This window comes from Gordonia westfalica, assembly GCF_900105725.1.
GTDB classification, from domain to species: domain Bacteria; phylum Actinomycetota; class Actinomycetes; order Mycobacteriales; family Mycobacteriaceae; genus Gordonia; species Gordonia westfalica.
In genome coordinates, this window is the sequence record NZ_FNLM01000034.1 from 2,137,188 (window position 1) to 2,154,217 (window position 17,030).

General features: G+C 67.2%; 16 protein-coding genes. 7 read left to right on the forward strand and 9 right to left on the reverse strand.

Annotated elements, in window-relative coordinates; all coding sequences use genetic code 11:
- Window positions 1-7: 7 nt before the first annotated feature.
- From BLU62_RS15130 to greA, 3 genes are all read left to right on the forward strand, one after another.
- Window positions 8-466, forward strand: a complete 459-nt coding sequence (locus BLU62_RS15130) for a DUF4307 domain-containing protein (protein ID WP_074850335.1) — start codon at window positions 8-10, stop codon at window positions 464-466.
- Window positions 463-1,239: a queuosine precursor transporter gene (locus BLU62_RS15135; RefSeq protein WP_074850337.1), complete on the forward strand. Its 777-nt coding sequence runs from the start codon at window positions 463-465 to the stop codon at window positions 1,237-1,239. The genes BLU62_RS15130 and BLU62_RS15135 overlap by 4 nt, the downstream gene beginning before the upstream one ends.
- Window positions 1,240-1,368: 129 nt before the next feature.
- Window positions 1,369-1,854 (forward strand): transcription elongation factor GreA, encoded by a 486-nt coding sequence (gene greA / locus BLU62_RS15140; protein ID WP_074850339.1) that lies wholly within the window; start codon window positions 1,369-1,371, stop codon window positions 1,852-1,854.
- Between the two features lie 131 nt (window positions 1,855-1,985).
- On the opposite strand, the gene BLU62_RS15145 is transcribed toward greA, so the two are convergent.
- From BLU62_RS15145 to BLU62_RS15155, 3 genes are all read right to left on the reverse strand, one after another.
- The gene (locus BLU62_RS15145) at window positions 1,986-2,744 is read right to left on the reverse strand and encodes a DUF4352 domain-containing protein (RefSeq protein WP_074850341.1); all 759 of its coding nucleotides are present in this window, start codon (window positions 2,742-2,744) and stop codon (window positions 1,986-1,988) included.
- 179 nt (window positions 2,745-2,923) lie between these two features.
- Window positions 2,924-3,358, reverse strand: coding sequence for an Ltp family lipoprotein (locus BLU62_RS15150; RefSeq protein WP_074850343.1), 435 nt, complete (start codon window positions 3,356-3,358; stop codon window positions 2,924-2,926).
- 195 nt (window positions 3,359-3,553) lie between these two features.
- Window positions 3,554-4,483, reverse strand: coding sequence for a hypothetical protein (locus BLU62_RS15155; RefSeq protein ID WP_074850345.1), 930 nt, complete (start codon window positions 4,481-4,483; stop codon window positions 3,554-3,556).
- 181 nt (window positions 4,484-4,664) lie between these two features.
- Here BLU62_RS15155 and BLU62_RS15160 point away from each other — a divergent pair, with 181 nt between their 5' ends.
- Complete coding sequence (locus tag BLU62_RS15160) at window positions 4,665-5,183, forward strand: SRPBCC family protein (RefSeq protein WP_074850347.1); 519 nt, start codon at window positions 4,665-4,667, stop codon at window positions 5,181-5,183.
- Between the two features lie 16 nt (window positions 5,184-5,199).
- On the opposite strand, the gene BLU62_RS15165 is transcribed toward BLU62_RS15160, so the two are convergent.
- The 3 genes from BLU62_RS15165 to BLU62_RS15175 all read right to left on the reverse strand — a co-directional run bounded on the left by BLU62_RS15165 (window position 5,200) and on the right by BLU62_RS15175 (window position 10,371).
- Entirely contained in the window at window positions 5,200-6,111 is a 912-nt protein-coding gene (locus BLU62_RS15165; RefSeq protein ID WP_074850349.1) for a hypothetical protein, read from the reverse strand.
- A gap of 80 nt (window positions 6,112-6,191) precedes the next feature.
- The gene (gene ilvA, locus BLU62_RS15170; protein WP_074850351.1) at window positions 6,192-7,391 is read right to left on the reverse strand and encodes a threonine ammonia-lyase; all 1,200 of its coding nucleotides are present in this window, start codon (window positions 7,389-7,391) and stop codon (window positions 6,192-6,194) included.
- Window positions 7,392-7,395: 4 nt separating this feature from the next.
- Entirely contained in the window at window positions 7,396-10,371 is a 2,976-nt protein-coding gene (locus tag BLU62_RS15175) for an ATP-binding protein (RefSeq protein ID WP_074850353.1), read from the reverse strand.
- A 110-nt stretch (window positions 10,372-10,481) separates the two neighbouring features.
- On the opposite strand from BLU62_RS15175, the gene BLU62_RS15180 reads away from it, so the two are divergent.
- Window positions 10,482-11,561 carry a class I SAM-dependent methyltransferase gene (locus tag BLU62_RS15180; protein ID WP_074850355.1) on the forward strand — a complete coding sequence of 360 codons (1,080 nt, stop codon included), beginning with the start codon at window positions 10,482-10,484 and terminating at the stop codon, window positions 11,559-11,561.
- 5 nt (window positions 11,562-11,566) lie between these two features.
- Here the strand turns inward: BLU62_RS15180 and BLU62_RS15185 are convergent, their stop codons facing one another.
- Window positions 11,567-12,739 (reverse strand): cystathionine gamma-synthase, encoded by a 1,173-nt coding sequence (locus BLU62_RS15185; RefSeq protein ID WP_074850357.1) that lies wholly within the window; start codon window positions 12,737-12,739, stop codon window positions 11,567-11,569.
- A gap of 12 nt (window positions 12,740-12,751) precedes the next feature.
- Window positions 12,752-14,146 carry a cystathionine beta-synthase gene (locus BLU62_RS15190; RefSeq protein WP_074850359.1) on the reverse strand — a complete coding sequence of 465 codons (1,395 nt, stop codon included), beginning with the start codon at window positions 14,144-14,146 and terminating at the stop codon, window positions 12,752-12,754.
- A 97-nt stretch (window positions 14,147-14,243) separates the two neighbouring features.
- Here BLU62_RS15190 and BLU62_RS15195 point away from each other — a divergent pair, with 97 nt between their 5' ends.
- Together BLU62_RS15195 and BLU62_RS15200 are read left to right on the forward strand one after the other, a co-directional pair.
- Window positions 14,244-15,191 carry an SGNH/GDSL hydrolase family protein gene (locus BLU62_RS15195; protein WP_074850361.1) on the forward strand — a complete coding sequence of 316 codons (948 nt, stop codon included), beginning with the start codon at window positions 14,244-14,246 and terminating at the stop codon, window positions 15,189-15,191.
- Window positions 15,192-15,263: 72 nt separating this feature from the next.
- On the forward strand, window positions 15,264-16,487 hold the full coding sequence (locus BLU62_RS15200; protein WP_074850363.1) for an acetyl-CoA C-acetyltransferase: 1,224 nt from the start codon (window positions 15,264-15,266) through the stop codon (window positions 16,485-16,487).
- Here BLU62_RS15200 and BLU62_RS15205 read toward each other — a convergent pair.
- Window positions 16,480-17,028, reverse strand: a complete 549-nt coding sequence (locus BLU62_RS15205; RefSeq protein WP_244278193.1) for a DUF6790 family protein — start codon at window positions 17,026-17,028, stop codon at window positions 16,480-16,482. The two genes, BLU62_RS15200 and BLU62_RS15205, sit on opposite strands and share 8 nt — an antisense overlap.
- Window positions 17,029-17,030 lie beyond the last annotated feature (2 nt).

Here is a 17,030-nt window from a genome sequence, read left to right on the forward strand (position 1 = left end):
TTGACGCGTGAACAGTTCGGATGGGGGCGCCGCGCAGCGCCCTCGCAGTGGCCCGCGCGCGACGTACCCGGAGCATTCCGCGACCGCACAGACCCGTCGACGCTGGTTCGTCGCACTGTCCATACTCGTCGTCGTGGCCGGCGTCACGCTGGCGGCGATCGGATACAGCAAGTTCGGGACCGCCGATGTGTCCGGCGAGGCGACCGGCTACGAGATCCTCGACGACAGCACCGTCGCCGTGCAGTTCACCGTGGACCGCTCCGACCCGAGCAAGCCCGCGGCGTGCGTGGTCCGGGGCCGATCGAGGGACGGCAGCGAGACCGGCCGCCGCGAGATCCTGATCCCGGCCGGCACCGCCGAACGCATCGGCTTCCGCACCGAGATCACCACCTCGAAGCCGCCGGTCATCGGCGAGGTCTTCGGTTGCACCGTTGACGTCCCCGCCTACCTGCAGCCCGAGTCGTGAGCACGCGGCAGATCGAGCCGGGCGACGCTCACGCATCCCGCGCCGCGTTCGCCTCCATCGGTAGCCGCTATTTCCCGCTGCTCGTCGCGCTCTTCGTCGGCGTGATGCTGATCAGTAACGTCACCGGCACCAAGGGTGTCGTGCTGTTCGACGACTGGCTCAACATCGACATCGGTCCCATCCACATGGAGGGTCTGGTCACCGACGGCGCATTCTTCCTGTTCCCGCTCGCCTACGTCCTGGGCGACGTGATCAGCGAGGTGTACGGCTTCCGCGCGATGCGCCGAACCATTCTGGCCGGTTTCGCGGTGCTCATCCTCGCCTCGCTGTGTTTCTGGCTCACCATCCATCTCCCCGCCGCCGATTTCTACGAGGGCCAGGATTCGTTCGAGACGGTCGCCGGCGTCGTTCCGCAATTCCTACTAGCCGGACTTGCCGGATATGTCGTAGGCGAGTTCCTGAATTCATTCGTGTTGGTGAAGATGAAGGAACGCGCCGGCGAGCGACATCTCTGGGCGCGTCTTCTCGGCTCGACCGTTGTCGGTGAATTCGCCGACACCCTCGTCTTCTGCTCGATCGCCGCAACTGCGCTCGGCATCTCCGACTGGGGCGATTTCGTCAACTACACGATTGTCGGATTTGTCTGGAAAACTCTGGTCGAGATCATCATCATGCCGGTGACGTATTTCGTTGTGGGATGGCTGAAACGGGCCGAACCCACCTATCAGGAAGCACTCGAGGTCGCGACGGCCGGCACGAGGGATGTGCGATAGGTCTCACCGGCTGGTAAGATGGTCCAATACACGGCTCCGAGAGGGGTCGTGTTGCTGCATTTATAGCTGTCCATATGTCGCGCGGTGAAAGAGTCGCGGCGCGACGCGGACAACACGAAGGAGTGACCGATGACCGACACCCAGGTGACCTGGTTGACCCAAGAGTCGCATGATCGCCTCAAGAGCGAGCTCGATTCATTGATCGCCAATCGTCCGGTCATTGCCGCCGAGATCAATGAGCGACGTGAAGAGGGCGACCTCAAGGAGAACGGCGGCTACCACGCTGCGCGCGAGGAGCAGGGCCAGCAGGAGGCGCGTATCCGCCAGCTGCAGGAACTGCTGAACAACGCCAAGGTCGGCGAGGCGCCGACGCAGTCCGGCGTCGCCCTGCCCGGTTCCGTCGTCACCGTCTACTACGACGGCGACGAGAAGGACACCGAGACCTTCCTGATCGCGACCCGCGAAGAGGGCGGCAAGCTCGAGACCTACTCCCCCAGCTCGCCCCTGGGTGCCGCACTCATCGACACCAAGGTCGGCGAGACGCGCGAGTACTCCGTGCCCAGCGGCGCGACGATCAAGGTGACCCTCGTCAGCGCGGAGCCGTACCACGGCTGATCACAAACCACGAAGCGAGCCCGGGACGATATCGTCCCGGGCTCGCTTCGTCTGATGAACCTCGTTTCGACGTGCAGACGTCGATCGACGTCTGCACGTCCGGACCGAGGTTCGCCTGTCCGCAGGTGTGGTCAGCCGAGGTTGACCTTCACCCCGCCGGAGAACATCGAATCGTGGAGCTCGATGCTGGCCGGCTTGGCGTCGACGGGCATGTCGAAGACGACCTTGACCTCGACTGTGTTACCCGGATTGATGTTGTCCCAGACGGGAATGTCGCTGCCGCCGAGGTAGATCTGCGCGGTGGTATCGGGCTCGAAGCTGCGGCCCTCGGTGTCGAAGAGCTTCTGGTTGGTGGGCGAGAAGTCCTTCGGCTCCTTGCTGGTGTTGTTCACCGTCATGGTGACGACCACGAACTGCCCCTGGGCCTCCGCCGTGAGGAACTCGTTCTCGCCGACCGACGACAACCCCGACTCGACGTTGGTGATGACGAACTCGAACTTGCCGTCGCGCACCGGCGTGTTCAGGCCGGCGGCCTGCTCGTCGGTCTTCTTGTCGCCCTTGTCGTCTCCAGCGTCGCCGTTACCCGAACCCGCCTGCTCGGCCGAGTTCGAGTTGCCCGACGAGGCGGTGTTGTCGGTCCCCTCGTCCCCACCGCCGGACACGGCGGCGATGATGACGATGAGCACGACCAGGATGCCGACGATCCACGGCCATTTCTTTTTCTTCTTCGGCGGCTGGATCGGAGCCTGATACGCCGGCGGCGCACCGTACGGTCCGGGGGCACCGTACTGAGGCTGCTGCCCGTAGGGCTGTCCCGGATAAGGGGCCTGTCCGGGCTGGGGCTGGCCCGGGTACGGCTGCCCGGGCTGGGGATTCTGGGGGTCGGTCATTTGGTTCCTTCTTCAGATGCGTGCCCAGGGAACGGGCGCTCAAATGTCATTGTGCACAACGGGTCTGACAGCTTCCGCATGTCGTTTATGTGAAGGAATCTCGTGTGAATGCGCGACGATCACACTCAATTCCGAGACATTTCCGTAACGGGCGTCGCCGACAGAACAGATGCGTCGTCCTAGCTGTGATCGGCGCCGTAGACGGCCTGCTGGGAGGTGAAACCCTCGAACTCCAGCTGCTCGATCAGGCCCTGTCGCGAGAACGGGGAGTACTCGCGGTACTGACGGGCCGACTTTGCTGCCTGTACATACCAATTCACCTCGCGATCAGCCTCGAGTTGATCGACGGCGGCGGACGAGTCCGAGTATGAGAAGCCCTCGAACTCGAGTTGGCCGATCAGCCCCGACTTCGAAAAACTGCTGTACGCGAGGTACTCCCTCGCCATGGCGACCGCATTCGACTTCTCGGACACGAGCTTGATCACGGGAGCCGGCACACCACGCGCCGCCTGCGGAGAGGTGCTGGTGCCGAAGCCTGCCGCGACTCCGATCATCATCACGAATACTGCCAGGACGCCTGCCGCCCACGACCTCTTCTTCTGGGTGTTGATCATCGTTCTTCCTTCTTCAAAAGCAGCTCTGGGAAGCGGAGCCGCATCTGAGAGCAAGGTGTCACGAGGGTCCGACAAAAACGTTGCCCCGCAGTGTCATCCGATCAGATGATTCCGGTCCGACCTGCAATCACGTCGACGTCGTTTCGACGCTTAGACGTCGATCGACGTCTACATGTCGGGACCGAGGTTCGCCGGTCACGCGGCCGCGAGCGAAGTCAGCCACGGACGAAGCAGACCCACCAGCTCGCCACGTTCGAGCGTCGCCCACGTCCAGCGGACCACCATGATTCCCTGCGCGCGTAGCGCATCCTCGCGTCTCTTCTCGCGGATCAGCGCATCGCGGGCGGTCTCTCCCGGACGCAACAACCGTCCGTACTTCTGCAGGCCGTCGAACTCGCCGACAAGTTTTCCCTCCCAATCGAAATCGGCACGCGCAGGCCCATCGCTCGTCTGAAACGTATGCTGCAGACGGGGAATCGGCAGCCCGGCGGCGATCATCTGGGCCCGACTCCAAGATTCACCAACGCTCTCCGACGCGGCGTCGGCAAGCAAGAGTGCCCGGCGTGCGGTACCCACTCCCCGCCAGCGACCCCGCGAGTCGAGGATCGTCGTCATCTCCGCGAGGTCGGCTTGGAGTGCTAGTGCGCGGTCGAAGACGACCAGGGCTCGTTCGAAGTCGCCGGCCATCGCGACATCGACGGCGGTGCGCTCGAGAGCGGTGACCGGAACACCGTCGATGTCGGTGATGTCGTCCGGCGACAACGGGCCTGCGTGGACGATGCGATGGCCGCGCACGAAACCGCCGCGCACATGCGTCTTCGTGAGATGGATGAACTCGCGCTCCGGATGGAGCAGCGACAGTCCGAGGACGGCTGCCGCCGAGTCATGACTGAGCGTCGACGTGTCTCCGTCGCGTGCCGAGGTCGCGACGGCGATCGACTTCAGGCGGTACAACTCGTCGTCGGCGGTGTCGGTTTCCGGCACCGGCACCGCACATACGCCGGGAGCAAGCCGGACGAGTTCACCTCGGCGGACAGCACCTGCGACGACATCGTCGGAAATACCAAGCCTGAGGGTCGCCTCTCGTCGGATGAGTCCGTGTGAGTCGGTGGGAAAGACAGTCATAGGTCTTAGACGCAGCGCACCGACGATCGGTTCACTGTCGTGATCGATTGACCGGGCGCCCCGACCGGCGAACCTCAACCCGACTCACAGACCTCGATCGAAGTCTGTGAGTCGGGTTGAGGTTCGCCGGTCGATGACGAAGCGCATGTGGGACCGACTCGTCGATGCTTGAATGGGCCGCATGGGACGTTCCTATTCGCTGGAGACCTTCGACCTCGACTTCTTCGACGACGCACCCGTGCGCCACGTGATCGACGTCCGCCTGCCGGTGACGCCGCAGCGGGCGTGGGCCGAGTTCACCCGCCAGAACACCCTCGACTGGTGTCGGGCGATCAAGAAGATCGAATTCACCTCTCCCCCGCCCTACGGCGCGGGAGCCACCCGCAAAGCGGTTCTGGGACCTGGCTATGTGACGCTCGAAGAGGACTTCTTCCACTGGACCGAGGAACCTGAGGCAGGCAAATACCACAACGCATTCCGGGTCAAGAGCGCCAACGTCCCGGGGATTCGACGCTTCGGTGAGGCCACACAGATCGATCCCGCCGAGGTCGGCTGTCGCCTCCGCTGGACCTTCGCACTCGAACTGCCCACCACATCCAAGGCCGTCACGGCGTTCTCCGGGCCGGCGTCGTCGACGGTGTACAAGACCATCGAGGCGGACACTCTCAAGTACTTCGCGCATCTGCCTTCGGCGACTTAAGGCGAGAACAGCTGGTTCAGGCGGCCGACACGATCGTGACGGCCGGGAAGCCGTTCGCCCCGGCTGACGCCAAGTGCTCAACAGGTTGCAGTTCGATAGCAGAGAACGGACTGAGGCAGGCCTCAAAATGCAGCGCTCCCAACAGTCGGGCAGGCAGCAGGTCGGATTCGCTCAACACCCTGTCTCCAGGCGGGAGTCTGACTGCGCCTGCTGGGACGACCAACGGCCGACGCTTCGCCGATGACCGCACGCGTCGCACGGCCCGGTTCCTGGTGAGCACCTGAATAGTGAGCGGTCGAGCGGGATGGCCGATTTCGTCTTCATCGTCATCCGCTTCGTCCCAATCCTCACCGTCCGGTGCACCGGCGTCCCAGTCGTTCTCATAGAAGACTGCATCCTCGGCAGAACGACGTCGACTCCAGAAGAGCCCGTCGATCGAAACCGTGCGCGTAGAGATCTCACCGATCTCCCTGCGCGCGTGAAACGAGCCCGCGGACTGCTCGAACATGACGAGTCCGGAGTCACCGAACATGGTCGAATCGATATAGCCGAACGCTCCTCGGTTCCGCCACCACTCGCACGCCTCGGCCAACGGAAGCATCGCAGACTCACTGACCCATGTGAACGGACAACTGGGCAATTCGCGTTGAGCCAGTGCAACGTTCGAAACACCTGACATCAAGTGCCCCGCGAAGCCCCGGGTCTTCATCCAAAACTCGATCCGATCGAGTAGTTGATCGTCGGAGAGCCGAGCGGGAGTCACCGTCCTGGCGTTGTCGAGCACGGTCTTCATCGATGAGGCCCACTCGTTGCCCACGGCGCTGATCACCCGGTGCTGGGCACGGTACTCTTCCAGCAGATCCTCCCGAATCCGCTCCGCGTGCTCAGGTCCCCAGGCCGACTCGGATGAGTGTGAACGTCTACCCATGCACGGCAAGGTAAGTGCGCCCCGCACCCCGGCGACGGGAAGACTCCACAGGCAACGGCCCCATCCACAACCTCGCCGAGCTATCCCCGCAGGAACCCCGCCTCACTCAGCGCGCCACGCACATCCCGCTGGTGGTCGGGTCCACGCGTCTCGACGCTGACCGTCACCTGCACCTCGCCGAGATACAGGTCGTCGGCGACCCGTGAGTGCACGATGTCGATGACGCTCGCACCCTGCTGACGAAGCAGTTCGAGCAGCGCGAGGAGACCGCCCGGCCGATCGGAGACGGTGGCGGTGAACGTCAGGAACCGACCGGCCGCGGTGAGACCGTGGGTGGTGACGTGGCGCAGCAGCAACGGGTCGATGTTCCCGCCGGACAACACCACACACACCCGTCCCGACAGGTCGAGTGTTCCGCCCACCGCGGCGGCGACGCCTGCGGCACCGGCGGGCTCGACGACCATCTTCGCCCGTTCCAGCATCAGCAGCAGCGCCGTACTCAGTTCCTCTTCGCTGACCGTGACGACGTCGTCCACGTACTCGGTGACGTGCTCGAACGGGACGTCGCCGGGCGTGGCCACGGCGATGCCGTCGGCCATGGTGTTCATCGACGCCGCGGGCACCGGTCGCGTCGCCGCGAGCGACGTCGGCCACGCCGCTGCCTGCGCCGCCTGCACGCCGATGACCTTGACCTCGGGTCGCGCGGTCCGTACCGCCGCGGCGACACCCGCGAGCAGACCGCCGCCACCGAGCGGTACGACGATGACCGTGACGTCGGGCATCTGCTCGAGAATCTCGACCCCGACCGTTGCCTGACCGGCGACGATGTCGAGGTGATCGAACGGATGGATCAGCACCGCACCGGTCTGGTCCGCATACCGCTGCGCCTCGACGAGCGCCTCGTCGACCGTCTCACCGGCCAGAACCACCTCGGCGCCATAGGCTTTCGTCGCCGCGATCTTCGGCAGCGACGCGCCGGTGGGCATGTACACACGTGAGGTGATCCCCAGTTCGGTCGCCGACCACGCGACCCCCTGTGCGTGGTTCCCCGCGCTCGCCGCGACGACCCCGCGCGCCCGCTCCTCGGCGGACAACCGGGAGATCCGCAGGTAGGCACCCCGCGGCTTGAACGAGCCGGTGCGCTGCAGGTTCTCGCACTTCAGCCAGACGTCGGCGCCGCTCCGCTCGGAGAGCACGCGGGACGCGATCAGCGGCGTCCGCCGGACCACGTCGGACAGCTCGGCGGTCGCCTTCTCGATGTCGGCAGATGTCAGCAGCATGACCTCAGTATCCGGGTTCCAGCTCGTCCACGGTCTCACCCAGCTCGCGCAAAGCCCGGTCGATCACGTCATCGGCGCTCACGAATGCCGCCATGCCGCCGCCCGTCGACGCTGCGTCGTCACCGTTTCGAGGTCCGTCGAGGGACGCCGCCGGGTCGAGTTCCGCGCAGCTCAGGAGCAGATCGGCGATCTCGCGACGGCCCACCGCACGCAGCAACGACGCCGCGTTCCGGGCGGTGGTCCACAGCTGAGTGGGTTGACCGCTGTCGCGCCAGAACCGGAGGAGGAATCGATAGGCCTGCGCGGCCGACGCCCGGTCCCCCACCTGGGCAAGGCACGACGCGGCGCCGACGCGCGCGACACCGAGGACGAACGTCGCGCCCACCGCCTCGGCCCGTGCCTCTGCCCGCTGGTACAGGGCGAGCGCCGTGGCCGGGTCGCGAGAGGCGACGAGTTCACCCTGCACGTAGTCCAGGAACGCGTGCTGCGACCCTCCGGCATCAGCGGCAACGCGGTCCCCTGCTTCCGCGAGCACCCTCGCCGCGCGCCGGCGGTCACCTCCGTACGCGATCGCCAGCGCCGATGATGCGAGATATGCGGCGCCGACCCGAGAGTCGAGATCGGCGGCCGCCGACCATCGTTGCGCCGCCACCGCGTAGTCGCCGCGGAAATGCGCGACCGCGGCGCTCGCGCCATATGCTGCGCCGTTCGGATCGCGTCCGGCCGAGGTACTCGCGTCGACGGCACGGCCGGCGAGGTTCAGCGCCAGGTCGAAGCGCCCGGTCAGTCGGGCCGCCTCTGCTGCGGCCGCCAGCACCTCGTCCTCCCTCACATGGCCGTCGATCTCCGGCGACTCCGCCAATTCGATTGCCCACATCCACAACTCGTGGATGTTCCGCCAGATGCTCACCAGGCTCAGCGACGTCGTGATCGACACCAGTTCGTCGATCCGGCCGCACGCGAGCGCCACGTCCCGGGCGGCCCTGAAGTTGTCCAGCTCGGCGTGCAATCGCCGATTCGCCTGCGGCTCTTCCGGTCCCAGCCAGTCCTCGTCGATTTCCCGTGCGGTCAGAACGCACTGCGTCAGGAGCAGATCCTCGGCCGCGTCGAGGCCACCCGATTCGCGAAGTCGGTCCAGCAGGAACTGCCGCACGAGATACAGCAGACGGTAACGCCCTGCCAGGGGGTCTGCGACAAGCAACGAGCTGTCGACGAGCCGGTGCAACGGCTCCATCGCCGGATCGACCGCGCGCCCGTCGCCGCTCACGTGGCGCGCCAGCGAGCCGAACGTTCGCAGCGTGACCCCACCGGGGAAGATCGCCAGGGACGTGAGTAGCTCCCGATCGGGCGCAGACAGCAGGTGGAACGACATGTCGAGGCTGACACGGAGCGTCTGCTGCCGGCGATCGTCGTGGCCACGTCCCGTCGCCAGATCCAGCGCGGTGTCCAGCACTCGCGCCACATCGTCCAGCGGCATCGTGGCCGCTTGTCGCGCGGCGAGTTCGATGCCGAGCGGCAACCCGTCAACGCGGTGCACGATGTCGCCGACCGTGGCCAGATCATGCTCTGCCGGCACGAAGTCCGGCACACGTCGACGCGCATGCTCGATGAACGCGCGCACCGCGGGCTGGCGCATCGCCTGCTCTCCCACGCAGGCCTCGCGCGGTGTCGGCAGCGGCTGCAGTCGTACCACGTACTCGGCCGAGAGTTGCAGCACGACACGCGATGTCGCAAGGATCCGCACCTCGGGTGCACCCCGAAGGAGCGCGACGACCACCTCGCGGCAGGCCGCGAGGACGTGTTCGCAGTTGTCGAGGACAAGCAACATGGGTCCACCCGGGATCGCGTGCGCCAGCACCTCGGGCGACCCGGACGCCGCCGAGGGGTTGCCACCGGGGTCGAGTCCCAGCGTCGACGCCACAGCCGGCCCGACCCCTTCGGGTTCCACGACGGCCGCGAGGTCGATGATGTGCACGGTATGGCCGGTCAACACGGTCGGATCGCCGGCGATCTCGAGGGCGAGTCGTGTCTTGCCGACACCCCCGGTCCCGGTCAGTGTGAGGAGACGGTGTTCCGTGAGAAGTCGTGTCAGTTCGGCCCGTTCGCGTTCGCGCCCCACGAACGGGCCGTCCGGGCGAGGAGGGCGACGCGGACCGGACGCAGCGCTCATCGGACCCGACGCCCGGCCTGCCGAGACCTGAACCGCCGGCAGGCCACCGGCCGCGACCTGTTCCTCCAAGACGGCCAGCGCGGGGCTCGGGTCCAGACCGGTTTCCTCCGCGAGACGCACACGGAAGCCGGCAGCGGCGGCCATCGCCTCCGCCGTGTTCCCTTCGGCCGCCAATGCCCGGATCAGGATTCGGGCCGTGCTCTCGCGCAGTGGTGCTGCCGCCAGTGCGTCTTTCGCGGCCGCCGCTGCGCCCGGACCACCCGTCTCGAGCATGGCGTCGAGATGGACGTCGTCGAGCCGGCTTCGTAGTTCTTCCAGCGCAACACGTTCCGCGTCGAGGTCGGCGACGCCGCTGAATTCTCCCAGCGGCTGCCCCCGCCACAACCCGAGTGCGCGGCGCGTGAGCCGTAGCCGGATCTCCGGATCAGAAGCGGTGGTGGCGGTCGTGACGAGTTCGCGGACAACTGCCGCATCGATCGCGTCGTCGGGTACGACGAGCCGGTAGCCGGCCGGGCGTCGTTCGACCACGTCCGAGTACCGGCCGAAGTGCCGTCGCAGCCGCGACACGAGATTGTGCAACGCCGCGGTCGGATCGGCCGGGAGCTGCTCGTCCCACAGCGAGTCGACGAGCCGCATCGTGGTGACCCCGTGTGGTCCCGCCATCGCCAGCACTGCGAGAAGCGCACGACGCCGAGCGCCGGTTACCGCGGTGTCCACCCCGTCGATGCGCAGCGTCAACGGCCCCAGCACTCCGATCTCGACCGCCGGGGTCTGCGGCTCTCCGCGGTCCGACTCCTGGGGGTCGGTCACAGGAGAAGCGTAAGTCCCCGCGGCGTCCGTGACAGCGGCATGACAGCGACCGGGCGCACTCTCACTGTCACCCCACGGAGAAGTCCGTCGAACACAGGAAGGCTGAATCCATGACAAACACGACATCCACCATCGACCTCGCCCGGGTCGAGGCGTTCGCCGGCCAGGTGAGCGCCGATCTGACGCACGCCTACCACAGCATCAGCGTCCACCTCGGCGACCGACTCGGCCTGTGGCGGTCCCTCGCCGACCTCGGCTCGGCGACCAGCGCCGAACTGGCCGAACGATCGGGGCTGGCACCTCGCTACGTGCACGAATGGCTCTGCGTCCAGGCGGCCGCGGGTTACGTGGTCCTCGATGCGAGTTCCGACGGTGGCATCGACACGTTCACGCTGCCTGCCGAACACGCGATGGTGCTCGCCGACGACGACAGCCCCGCCGCGATCGTGGCGGGGTTCGAAGTCGCCGCCGCGGTCTGGGCCTCGGTCGATCAACTCGCCCACGCCTACACCACCGGCGACGGAATCCCCTGGCACGCCCACGATTCGCGGCTGTTCACCGGCGTGGAGCGCTTCTACGGCACCATCTACCGCACATCGCTTCTGGCGGAGTGGGTTCCGGCCGTCGACGGACTCTCCGAACGCCTCACCGCCGGCATCGACGTCCTCGACGTCGGGTGCGGTCTCGGGGTTCCGACGATCCTTCTCGCCGAAGCCTTCCCGAAGTCGAGGTTCGTGGGCGTCGACACCCATGCGGAATCGGTCGAACGCGCCACCGCGGCAGCAATCGCCGCCGGGGTGTCCGATCGTGTCGAGTTCCGTGTCGCGTCCGCCGACGACTACGACGGCAGTCACGACGCCATCGTGTTCTTCGACGCACTGCACGACTTCGGCGACCCGGTGGCCGCACTTGCTCATGCGCGCGCGTCACTGCGGCCGGGAGGCCAGGTGATCGCGGTGGAACCGTTCGCACACGACACCCTCGCCGATAATCTGACGAATCCCGTTGCGCTGCTGTTCTACTCGGGGAGCTCGTACCTCTGCGTCCCCCACAGCATCGCCGACGGCGAGACGTCGCTCGGCGCGCAGGCCGGACCCGGCCGACTGCTCGATGCATTCCGGGCAGCCGGCCTGCCGACAGCCAGGGTCGCCGCCACGGCGGCGAACCTGCTGCTGGAAGCCGGTGTGTGAGCCGCTCAGCGCAGCGCGTTCTCCAGGTCGCCCAGGATGTCGTCGATGTCCTCGATACCCACCGACAGGCGGACGAGGTTCGCGGGAACCTCCAGCAGAGAACCGGCCGTCGACGCGTGGGTCATCGCGCCGGGATGTTCGATCAGCGACTCGATGCCGCCCAGCGACTCGGCGAGCGTGAACACCTCGGTGCGGGCGCAGAACTGCTTGGCCTCTTCGATGCCGCCCTTGACCAGCACCGACACCATGCCGCCGTAACGCTTCATCTGCTTCGCGGCGACCTCGTGCCCGGGGTGGTTCTCGAGTCCCGGGTACAGGACGGCGTCGATCTTGTCGTGCGAGTTCAGGAACTCGACGACCTTCTCGGCGTTGTCGCAGTGACGGTCCATGCGGACGGCGAGCGTCTTGACGCCGCGCATCGTCAGGTAGCCGTCGAACGGGCCGGGAACCGCACCCGCTCCGTTCTGCAGGAAGGCGAAGGCCTCGTCGAGTACCTCGCTGTCGGTGACCAGCGCACCGCCGACCACGTCGGAGTGACCGCCGAGGTACTTGGTCGTCGAGTGCAGGACGACGTCGGCGCCCAGCGTCAGCGGCTGCTGCAGGTAGGGCGAGGCAAAGGTGTTGTCCACCACCAGCTTCGCGCCGGCCTCGTGCGCGATGGTGGCGAGCGTCTCGATGTCGCCGACGTTGAGCAGCGGGTTGGTGGGTGTCTCGGTCCAGACGAGCTTGGTCTCCGGACGGATCGCGGCGCGCACCGCGGCGACGTCGGACACCGGTGCCACCGAGTAGGTGATGCCCCACTGGGTGAACACCTTGTCGATGAGACGGAAGGTGCCGCCGTAGGCGTCGTTGGGGATCACCAGGTGGTCGCCGGGCCGCAGCGCCGAGCGCAGCAGGCAGTCGGTGGCGGCCATGCCGGACGCGAAGGCGCGCCCGTAGGTTCCGTGTTCGAGTGCGGCGAGGTTGGCCTCCAGCGCTCGTCGCGTCGGATTGCCGGTGCGGGCGTACTCGAATCCGTCGCGCAGACCGCCGACGCCGTCCTGGGCGAAGGTCGAGCTGGCGTAGATCGGCACGTTCACCGCGCCGGTCTGGGGATCCGGGTCGTATCCGGCGTGGATGGCGCGGGTCGAGAAACCTTGCCAGCGAACCGAATCCGCGGCGCTGCGTCGTTCACTCACAGTGGTGTGCTCCTATCCGACGATCGGGTGGCTCGAGACGAACGCGAGCAGGTCGTGGCGTGTGATGACGCCGATGGGCTTGCCGTCCTCGACGACCATCAGCGCATCGCTGTCGCCGAGTGCCTTGGTGGCGGCGCTGATCGGCTCACCGGAACCGATGAGCGGGAACGGATCTCCCATGTGCGCCGAGACCGGGTCGGCCAGGCTTGCGCGTCCCTCGAAGACGGCACCGAGCAGGTCTCGCTCGGTGACCGCACCCGCGACCTCGCCGGCCATGACCGGCGGTTCGGCGCCGACGACCGGCATCTGGGACACGCCGTACTCGCGGAGGATCTCGATGGCGTCGCGCAGCGTCTCCTGCGGGTGGGTGTGGACCAGGTCGGGCAGCGCACCGGTCTTGCCGCGCAGCACGTCGCCGACGAGGGACTCCTTGGCGTTGGCGTCCAGCGGGGTGCGGAGGAAGCCGTAGCTGCTCATCCACTCGTCGTTGAAGATCTTGGCCATGTAGCCGCGTCCGCCGTCCGGCAGGAGTACGACGACGAGGGCGTCGGGGCCCTCGCGCTCGGCGACCTGCAGGGCCGCGACGACGGCCATACCGCACGAACCGCCGACCAGGAGGCCCTCCTCGCGGGCGAGGCGACGGGTCATGTCGAAGGAATCCGCGTCGGAGACCGCGATGATCTCGTCGGGGATCTCCGGGTCGTAGGCGGCCGGCCAGAAGTCCTCACCGACACCTTCGACGAGGTACGGGCGTCCGGTCCCGCCGGAGTACACCGAACCCTCCGGGTCGACGCCGACGACCTTCACCGCACCGTTGGACACCTCCTTGAGGTAGCGCCCGGTGCCGGTGATGGTGCCGCCGGTGCCGACGCCGGCCACGAAGTGGGTGACCTTGCCGTCGGTGTCGGCCCAGATCTCCGGACCGGTGGTCTCGTAGTGGCTCTGCGGGCCGGCCGGGTTGGCGTACTGGTTGGGCTTCCACCCGCCGTCGATCTCGCGCACGAGGCGATCGGACACGCTGTAGTAGCTGTCCGGGTGCTCCGGCGGCACGGCGGTCGGGCACACGACGACCTCGGCACCGTAGGCACGCAGCACGTTGCGCTTGTCCTCGCCCACCTTGTCCGGGCAGACGAACACGCACTTGTATCCGCGCTGTTGGGCGACCAGCGCGAGGCCGACTCCGGTGTTGCCGGACGTCGGCTCGATGATGGTGCCGCCGGGCTTGAGTTCGCCGGAGGCCTCGGCGGCGTCGATCATCCGGACCGCGATACGGTCCTTGCTGCTCCCGCCCGGATTGAGGTACTCCACCTTGGCCGCGACCAGCCCGGATCCGGGCGAGGTCACGGAATTCAGCTTGACCAGAGGGGTGTTGCCCACCAGGTCCACAACGTGATTGGCGATGCGCATGTGTCCATGGTCCCAGAACCGTCGTCGTCCCCGACACCCGGCCGTCGTCACGCACCGTTCGCTCTGACACCTGACCGTTCCCTCTAGACTGGCGGCCGTGTCCGGGTGGAGTCGCAAGGTCGGTGCCGACCGTCGGGTCTGGGGTCGGGTCTGCCGCGACGTCGGGGCCACGGCAGCGGCCACCGCAGCCGGAGCGGGTGCCGGATGGGCGGTCTGGAACTACCTCAACGGCCAGGCCGCGACAGCCCGCACCGTGATCCCCCACCGCACCGACAACGCCCCCGACGGCGACGGCGTCTATCACCCCGACGGCCGGGTGACCCGCTACACGCGCGACACCCCGATCGATCTGTTCCTGACCGTCTTCGGCGATTCCACCGCGGCCGGACTCGGCGTCGACACCGCCGACGAGACGCCCGGTGTGCAGGTGGCCCGTCGGGTCGCGGCGGAGACCGGCAAGACGATCCGCTACGCCAACAAGGCCATCGTCGGCGCGACCTCCAAGGGTTTGGCCGCCCAGATCGACGCGATGTTCATCGCCCATGAACGGCCGGATGTCGCGATCATCCTCATCGGCGCGAACGACGTGACGTCCCGCAACGGCATCCGCGCGTCGGCCCGCCGGGTCGGCGACGCCGTGCGGTTGCTCATCGGCGGCGGCGCGAAGGTCGTCGTCGGCACGTGTCCCGACTTCGGCGTCATCACGGCGATCCCGCAGCCGTTGCGAACGGTGTTGCGGCAGTGGGGTCTACGCCTGGCCGCAGCCCAGCGCGCGGCGGTCAGGGCCGCGGGTGGGCAGTCGGTCCCACTCGCCGACCTGATGGCCAAGGAGTTCCGCGCCCAGCGCGATTACATGCTGTCGCCGGATCAGTACCATCCCTCGGCGGCGGGGTACGCGCTCGCCGCCGACATCCTGATGCCGCCGGTCCTCGACGCCATCGGCGAATGGGGTTCGGCGCCCCTGCCCGAACCTCCCGAGGAATCACCGGCGGTCGAGGAGTCACGTGTGGCCACCGGACTACGCCGCCTGCTCAAGCAGGTCTGAGCGGACTCCGGCGAAGTGTGATCACGCCCCCACTGCGACCAAGCATCTGCTTGGTTGGGGTAGCGTGAGCGCATGGCTGAAGCAGTGATCGTTTCCACCGCCCGCTCCCCGATCGGCCGCGCCGCCAAGGGATCCCTCAAAGACGTTCGTCCCGACGAACTGTCCCGCCAGATGGTCGAGGCCGCCCTCGCGAAGGTGCCCGAACTCGACCCGGCCGACATCGAGGACATCCACTGGGGTATCGGCCAGCCGGGCGGTCAGGGCGGTTACAACATCGCCCGCGTGATCGCCGTCGAACTCGGTTACGACCACATCCCCGGCGTGACCGTCAACCGCTACTGCTCGTCGTCGCTGCAGACCACCCGGATGGCGTTGCACGCGATCAAGGCCGGCGAGGCCGACGTCATCATCTCCGGCGGCGTCGAGAGCGTGTCGAGCTTCGGGATCTCCGGTGGCGCCGACGGCGCACCGAATTCCAAGAACCCGCTGTTCGACGACGCGATGGCGCGCACCGAACTCGCTGCCGCGGGTGACGCCGGCATCTGGCACGACCCCCGCCAGGACGGACTCGTCCCGGACGTCTACATCGCGATGGGCCAGACCGCCGAGAACGTCGCCTCCTTCACCGGCATCTCGCGCGAGGACCAGGACCGCTGGGGTGTCCTCAGCCAGAACCGCGCCGAGGAGGCCATCAAGTCCGGCTTCTTCGAGCGCGAGATCGACCCCGTGACCCTGCCCGACGGCACACAGGTCACCACCGACGACGGCCCGCGCGCGGGTACGACGTACGAGAAGATCTCGCAGCTGAAGCCGGTCTTCCGTCCCGACGGCACCATCACCGCGGGCAACGCCTGCCCGCTCAACGACGGTGCGGCCGCACTGGTCATCATGAGCGACACCAAGGCCAAGGCACTGGGATTGACGCCGCTCGCCCGGGTCGTGGCCACCGCCGCCACCGGCCTGTCCCCGGAGATCATGGGCCTCGGCCCGATCGAGGCGATCCGCAAGGTGCTCAAGATCTCCGGCATGTCGCTGTCCGACATCGACCTCGTGGAGATCAACGAGGCCTTCGCGGTCCAGGTGCTCGGCTCGGCGAACGAGCTCGGTATCGACCACGACAAGCTGAACGTGTCGGGCGGCGCCATCGCTCTCGGCCACCCGTTCGGCATGACCGGTGCCCGGATCACCACCACCCTGCTCAACAACCTCCGCACGCAGGACAAGACCTTCGGCATCGAGTCGATGTGTGTGGGTGGCGGTCAGGGTATGGCCATGGTTCTCGAGCGCCTCAGCTGACGGGAGTCCCCACCGCTTCTTCGACGCCCCTCGCCGCGTTCGGTCCCAGGATCGCGACGCTGCGGGGGGTTGTTCGTCGGTAGACGGCCCACGCGATCACGGCGACGCCGACGATGTAGATCTCCGCGGGGATGGCCCACACGTTGTTGGTCGCAGTGTTGTCGTGGATGTAGTACTGCGAGATGTGCCCGGCGAGGTCACCGCCGTAACTGATCGCCAGCGCCCAGACCGCGGCGTCGAGCCATCCGCCGCGGTTGCGGACACGGAAGGTCAGGACGCACAGCAGTCCCACGGCGATGTCGTTCCAGCCGAGTTCCCACTGGAACATGGAGGGGATGAAGTCGGGACCGATGTCCTTGGCGATCTCGGGCGCGTCGGGGCCGATGTGGCCGACGCCGGCGAAGATGCCGAACACTCCGGCGGGTACGAGAATCCAGAGCAGCACGAGTTCAGCTGCGCGGCCGGTGGTGCGTCGCGACGCCGACCGGTCCACCACGATGTGCACGATCGCGCCGAGGATCATCAGCGCCAGTTGGATCATGA

Excerpts from the sequence above, each read along its gene's own strand:
- greA (WP_074850339.1), top strand. The coding sequence starts at position 1,369 with ATGACCGACACCCAGGTGACCTGGTTGACCCAAGAGTCGCATGATCGC.
- BLU62_RS15145 (WP_074850341.1), bottom strand. The coding sequence starts at position 2,744 with ATGACCGACCCCCAGAATCCCCAGCCCGGGCAGCCGTACCCGGGCCAG.
- BLU62_RS15150 (WP_074850343.1), bottom strand. The coding sequence starts at position 3,358 with ATGATCAACACCCAGAAGAAGAGGTCGTGGGCGGCAGGCGTCCTGGCA.
- BLU62_RS15155 (WP_074850345.1), bottom strand. The coding sequence starts at position 4,483 with ATGACTGTCTTTCCCACCGACTCACACGGACTCATCCGACGAGAGGCG.
- BLU62_RS15160 (WP_074850347.1), top strand. The coding sequence starts at position 4,665 with ATGGGACGTTCCTATTCGCTGGAGACCTTCGACCTCGACTTCTTCGAC.
- BLU62_RS15165 (WP_074850349.1), bottom strand. The coding sequence starts at position 6,111 with ATGGGTAGACGTTCACACTCATCCGAGTCGGCCTGGGGACCTGAGCAC.
- ilvA (WP_074850351.1), bottom strand. The coding sequence starts at position 7,391 with ATGCTGCTGACATCTGCCGACATCGAGAAGGCGACCGCCGAGCTGTCC.
- BLU62_RS15180 (WP_074850355.1), top strand. The coding sequence starts at position 10,482 with ATGACAAACACGACATCCACCATCGACCTCGCCCGGGTCGAGGCGTTC.
- BLU62_RS15190 (WP_074850359.1), bottom strand. The coding sequence starts at position 14,146 with ATGCGCATCGCCAATCACGTTGTGGACCTGGTGGGCAACACCCCTCTG.
- BLU62_RS15200 (WP_074850363.1), top strand. The coding sequence starts at position 15,264 with ATGGCTGAAGCAGTGATCGTTTCCACCGCCCGCTCCCCGATCGGCCGC.
- BLU62_RS15205 (WP_244278193.1), bottom strand. The coding sequence starts at position 17,028 with ATGATCCAACTGGCGCTGATGATCCTCGGCGCGATCGTGCACATCGTG.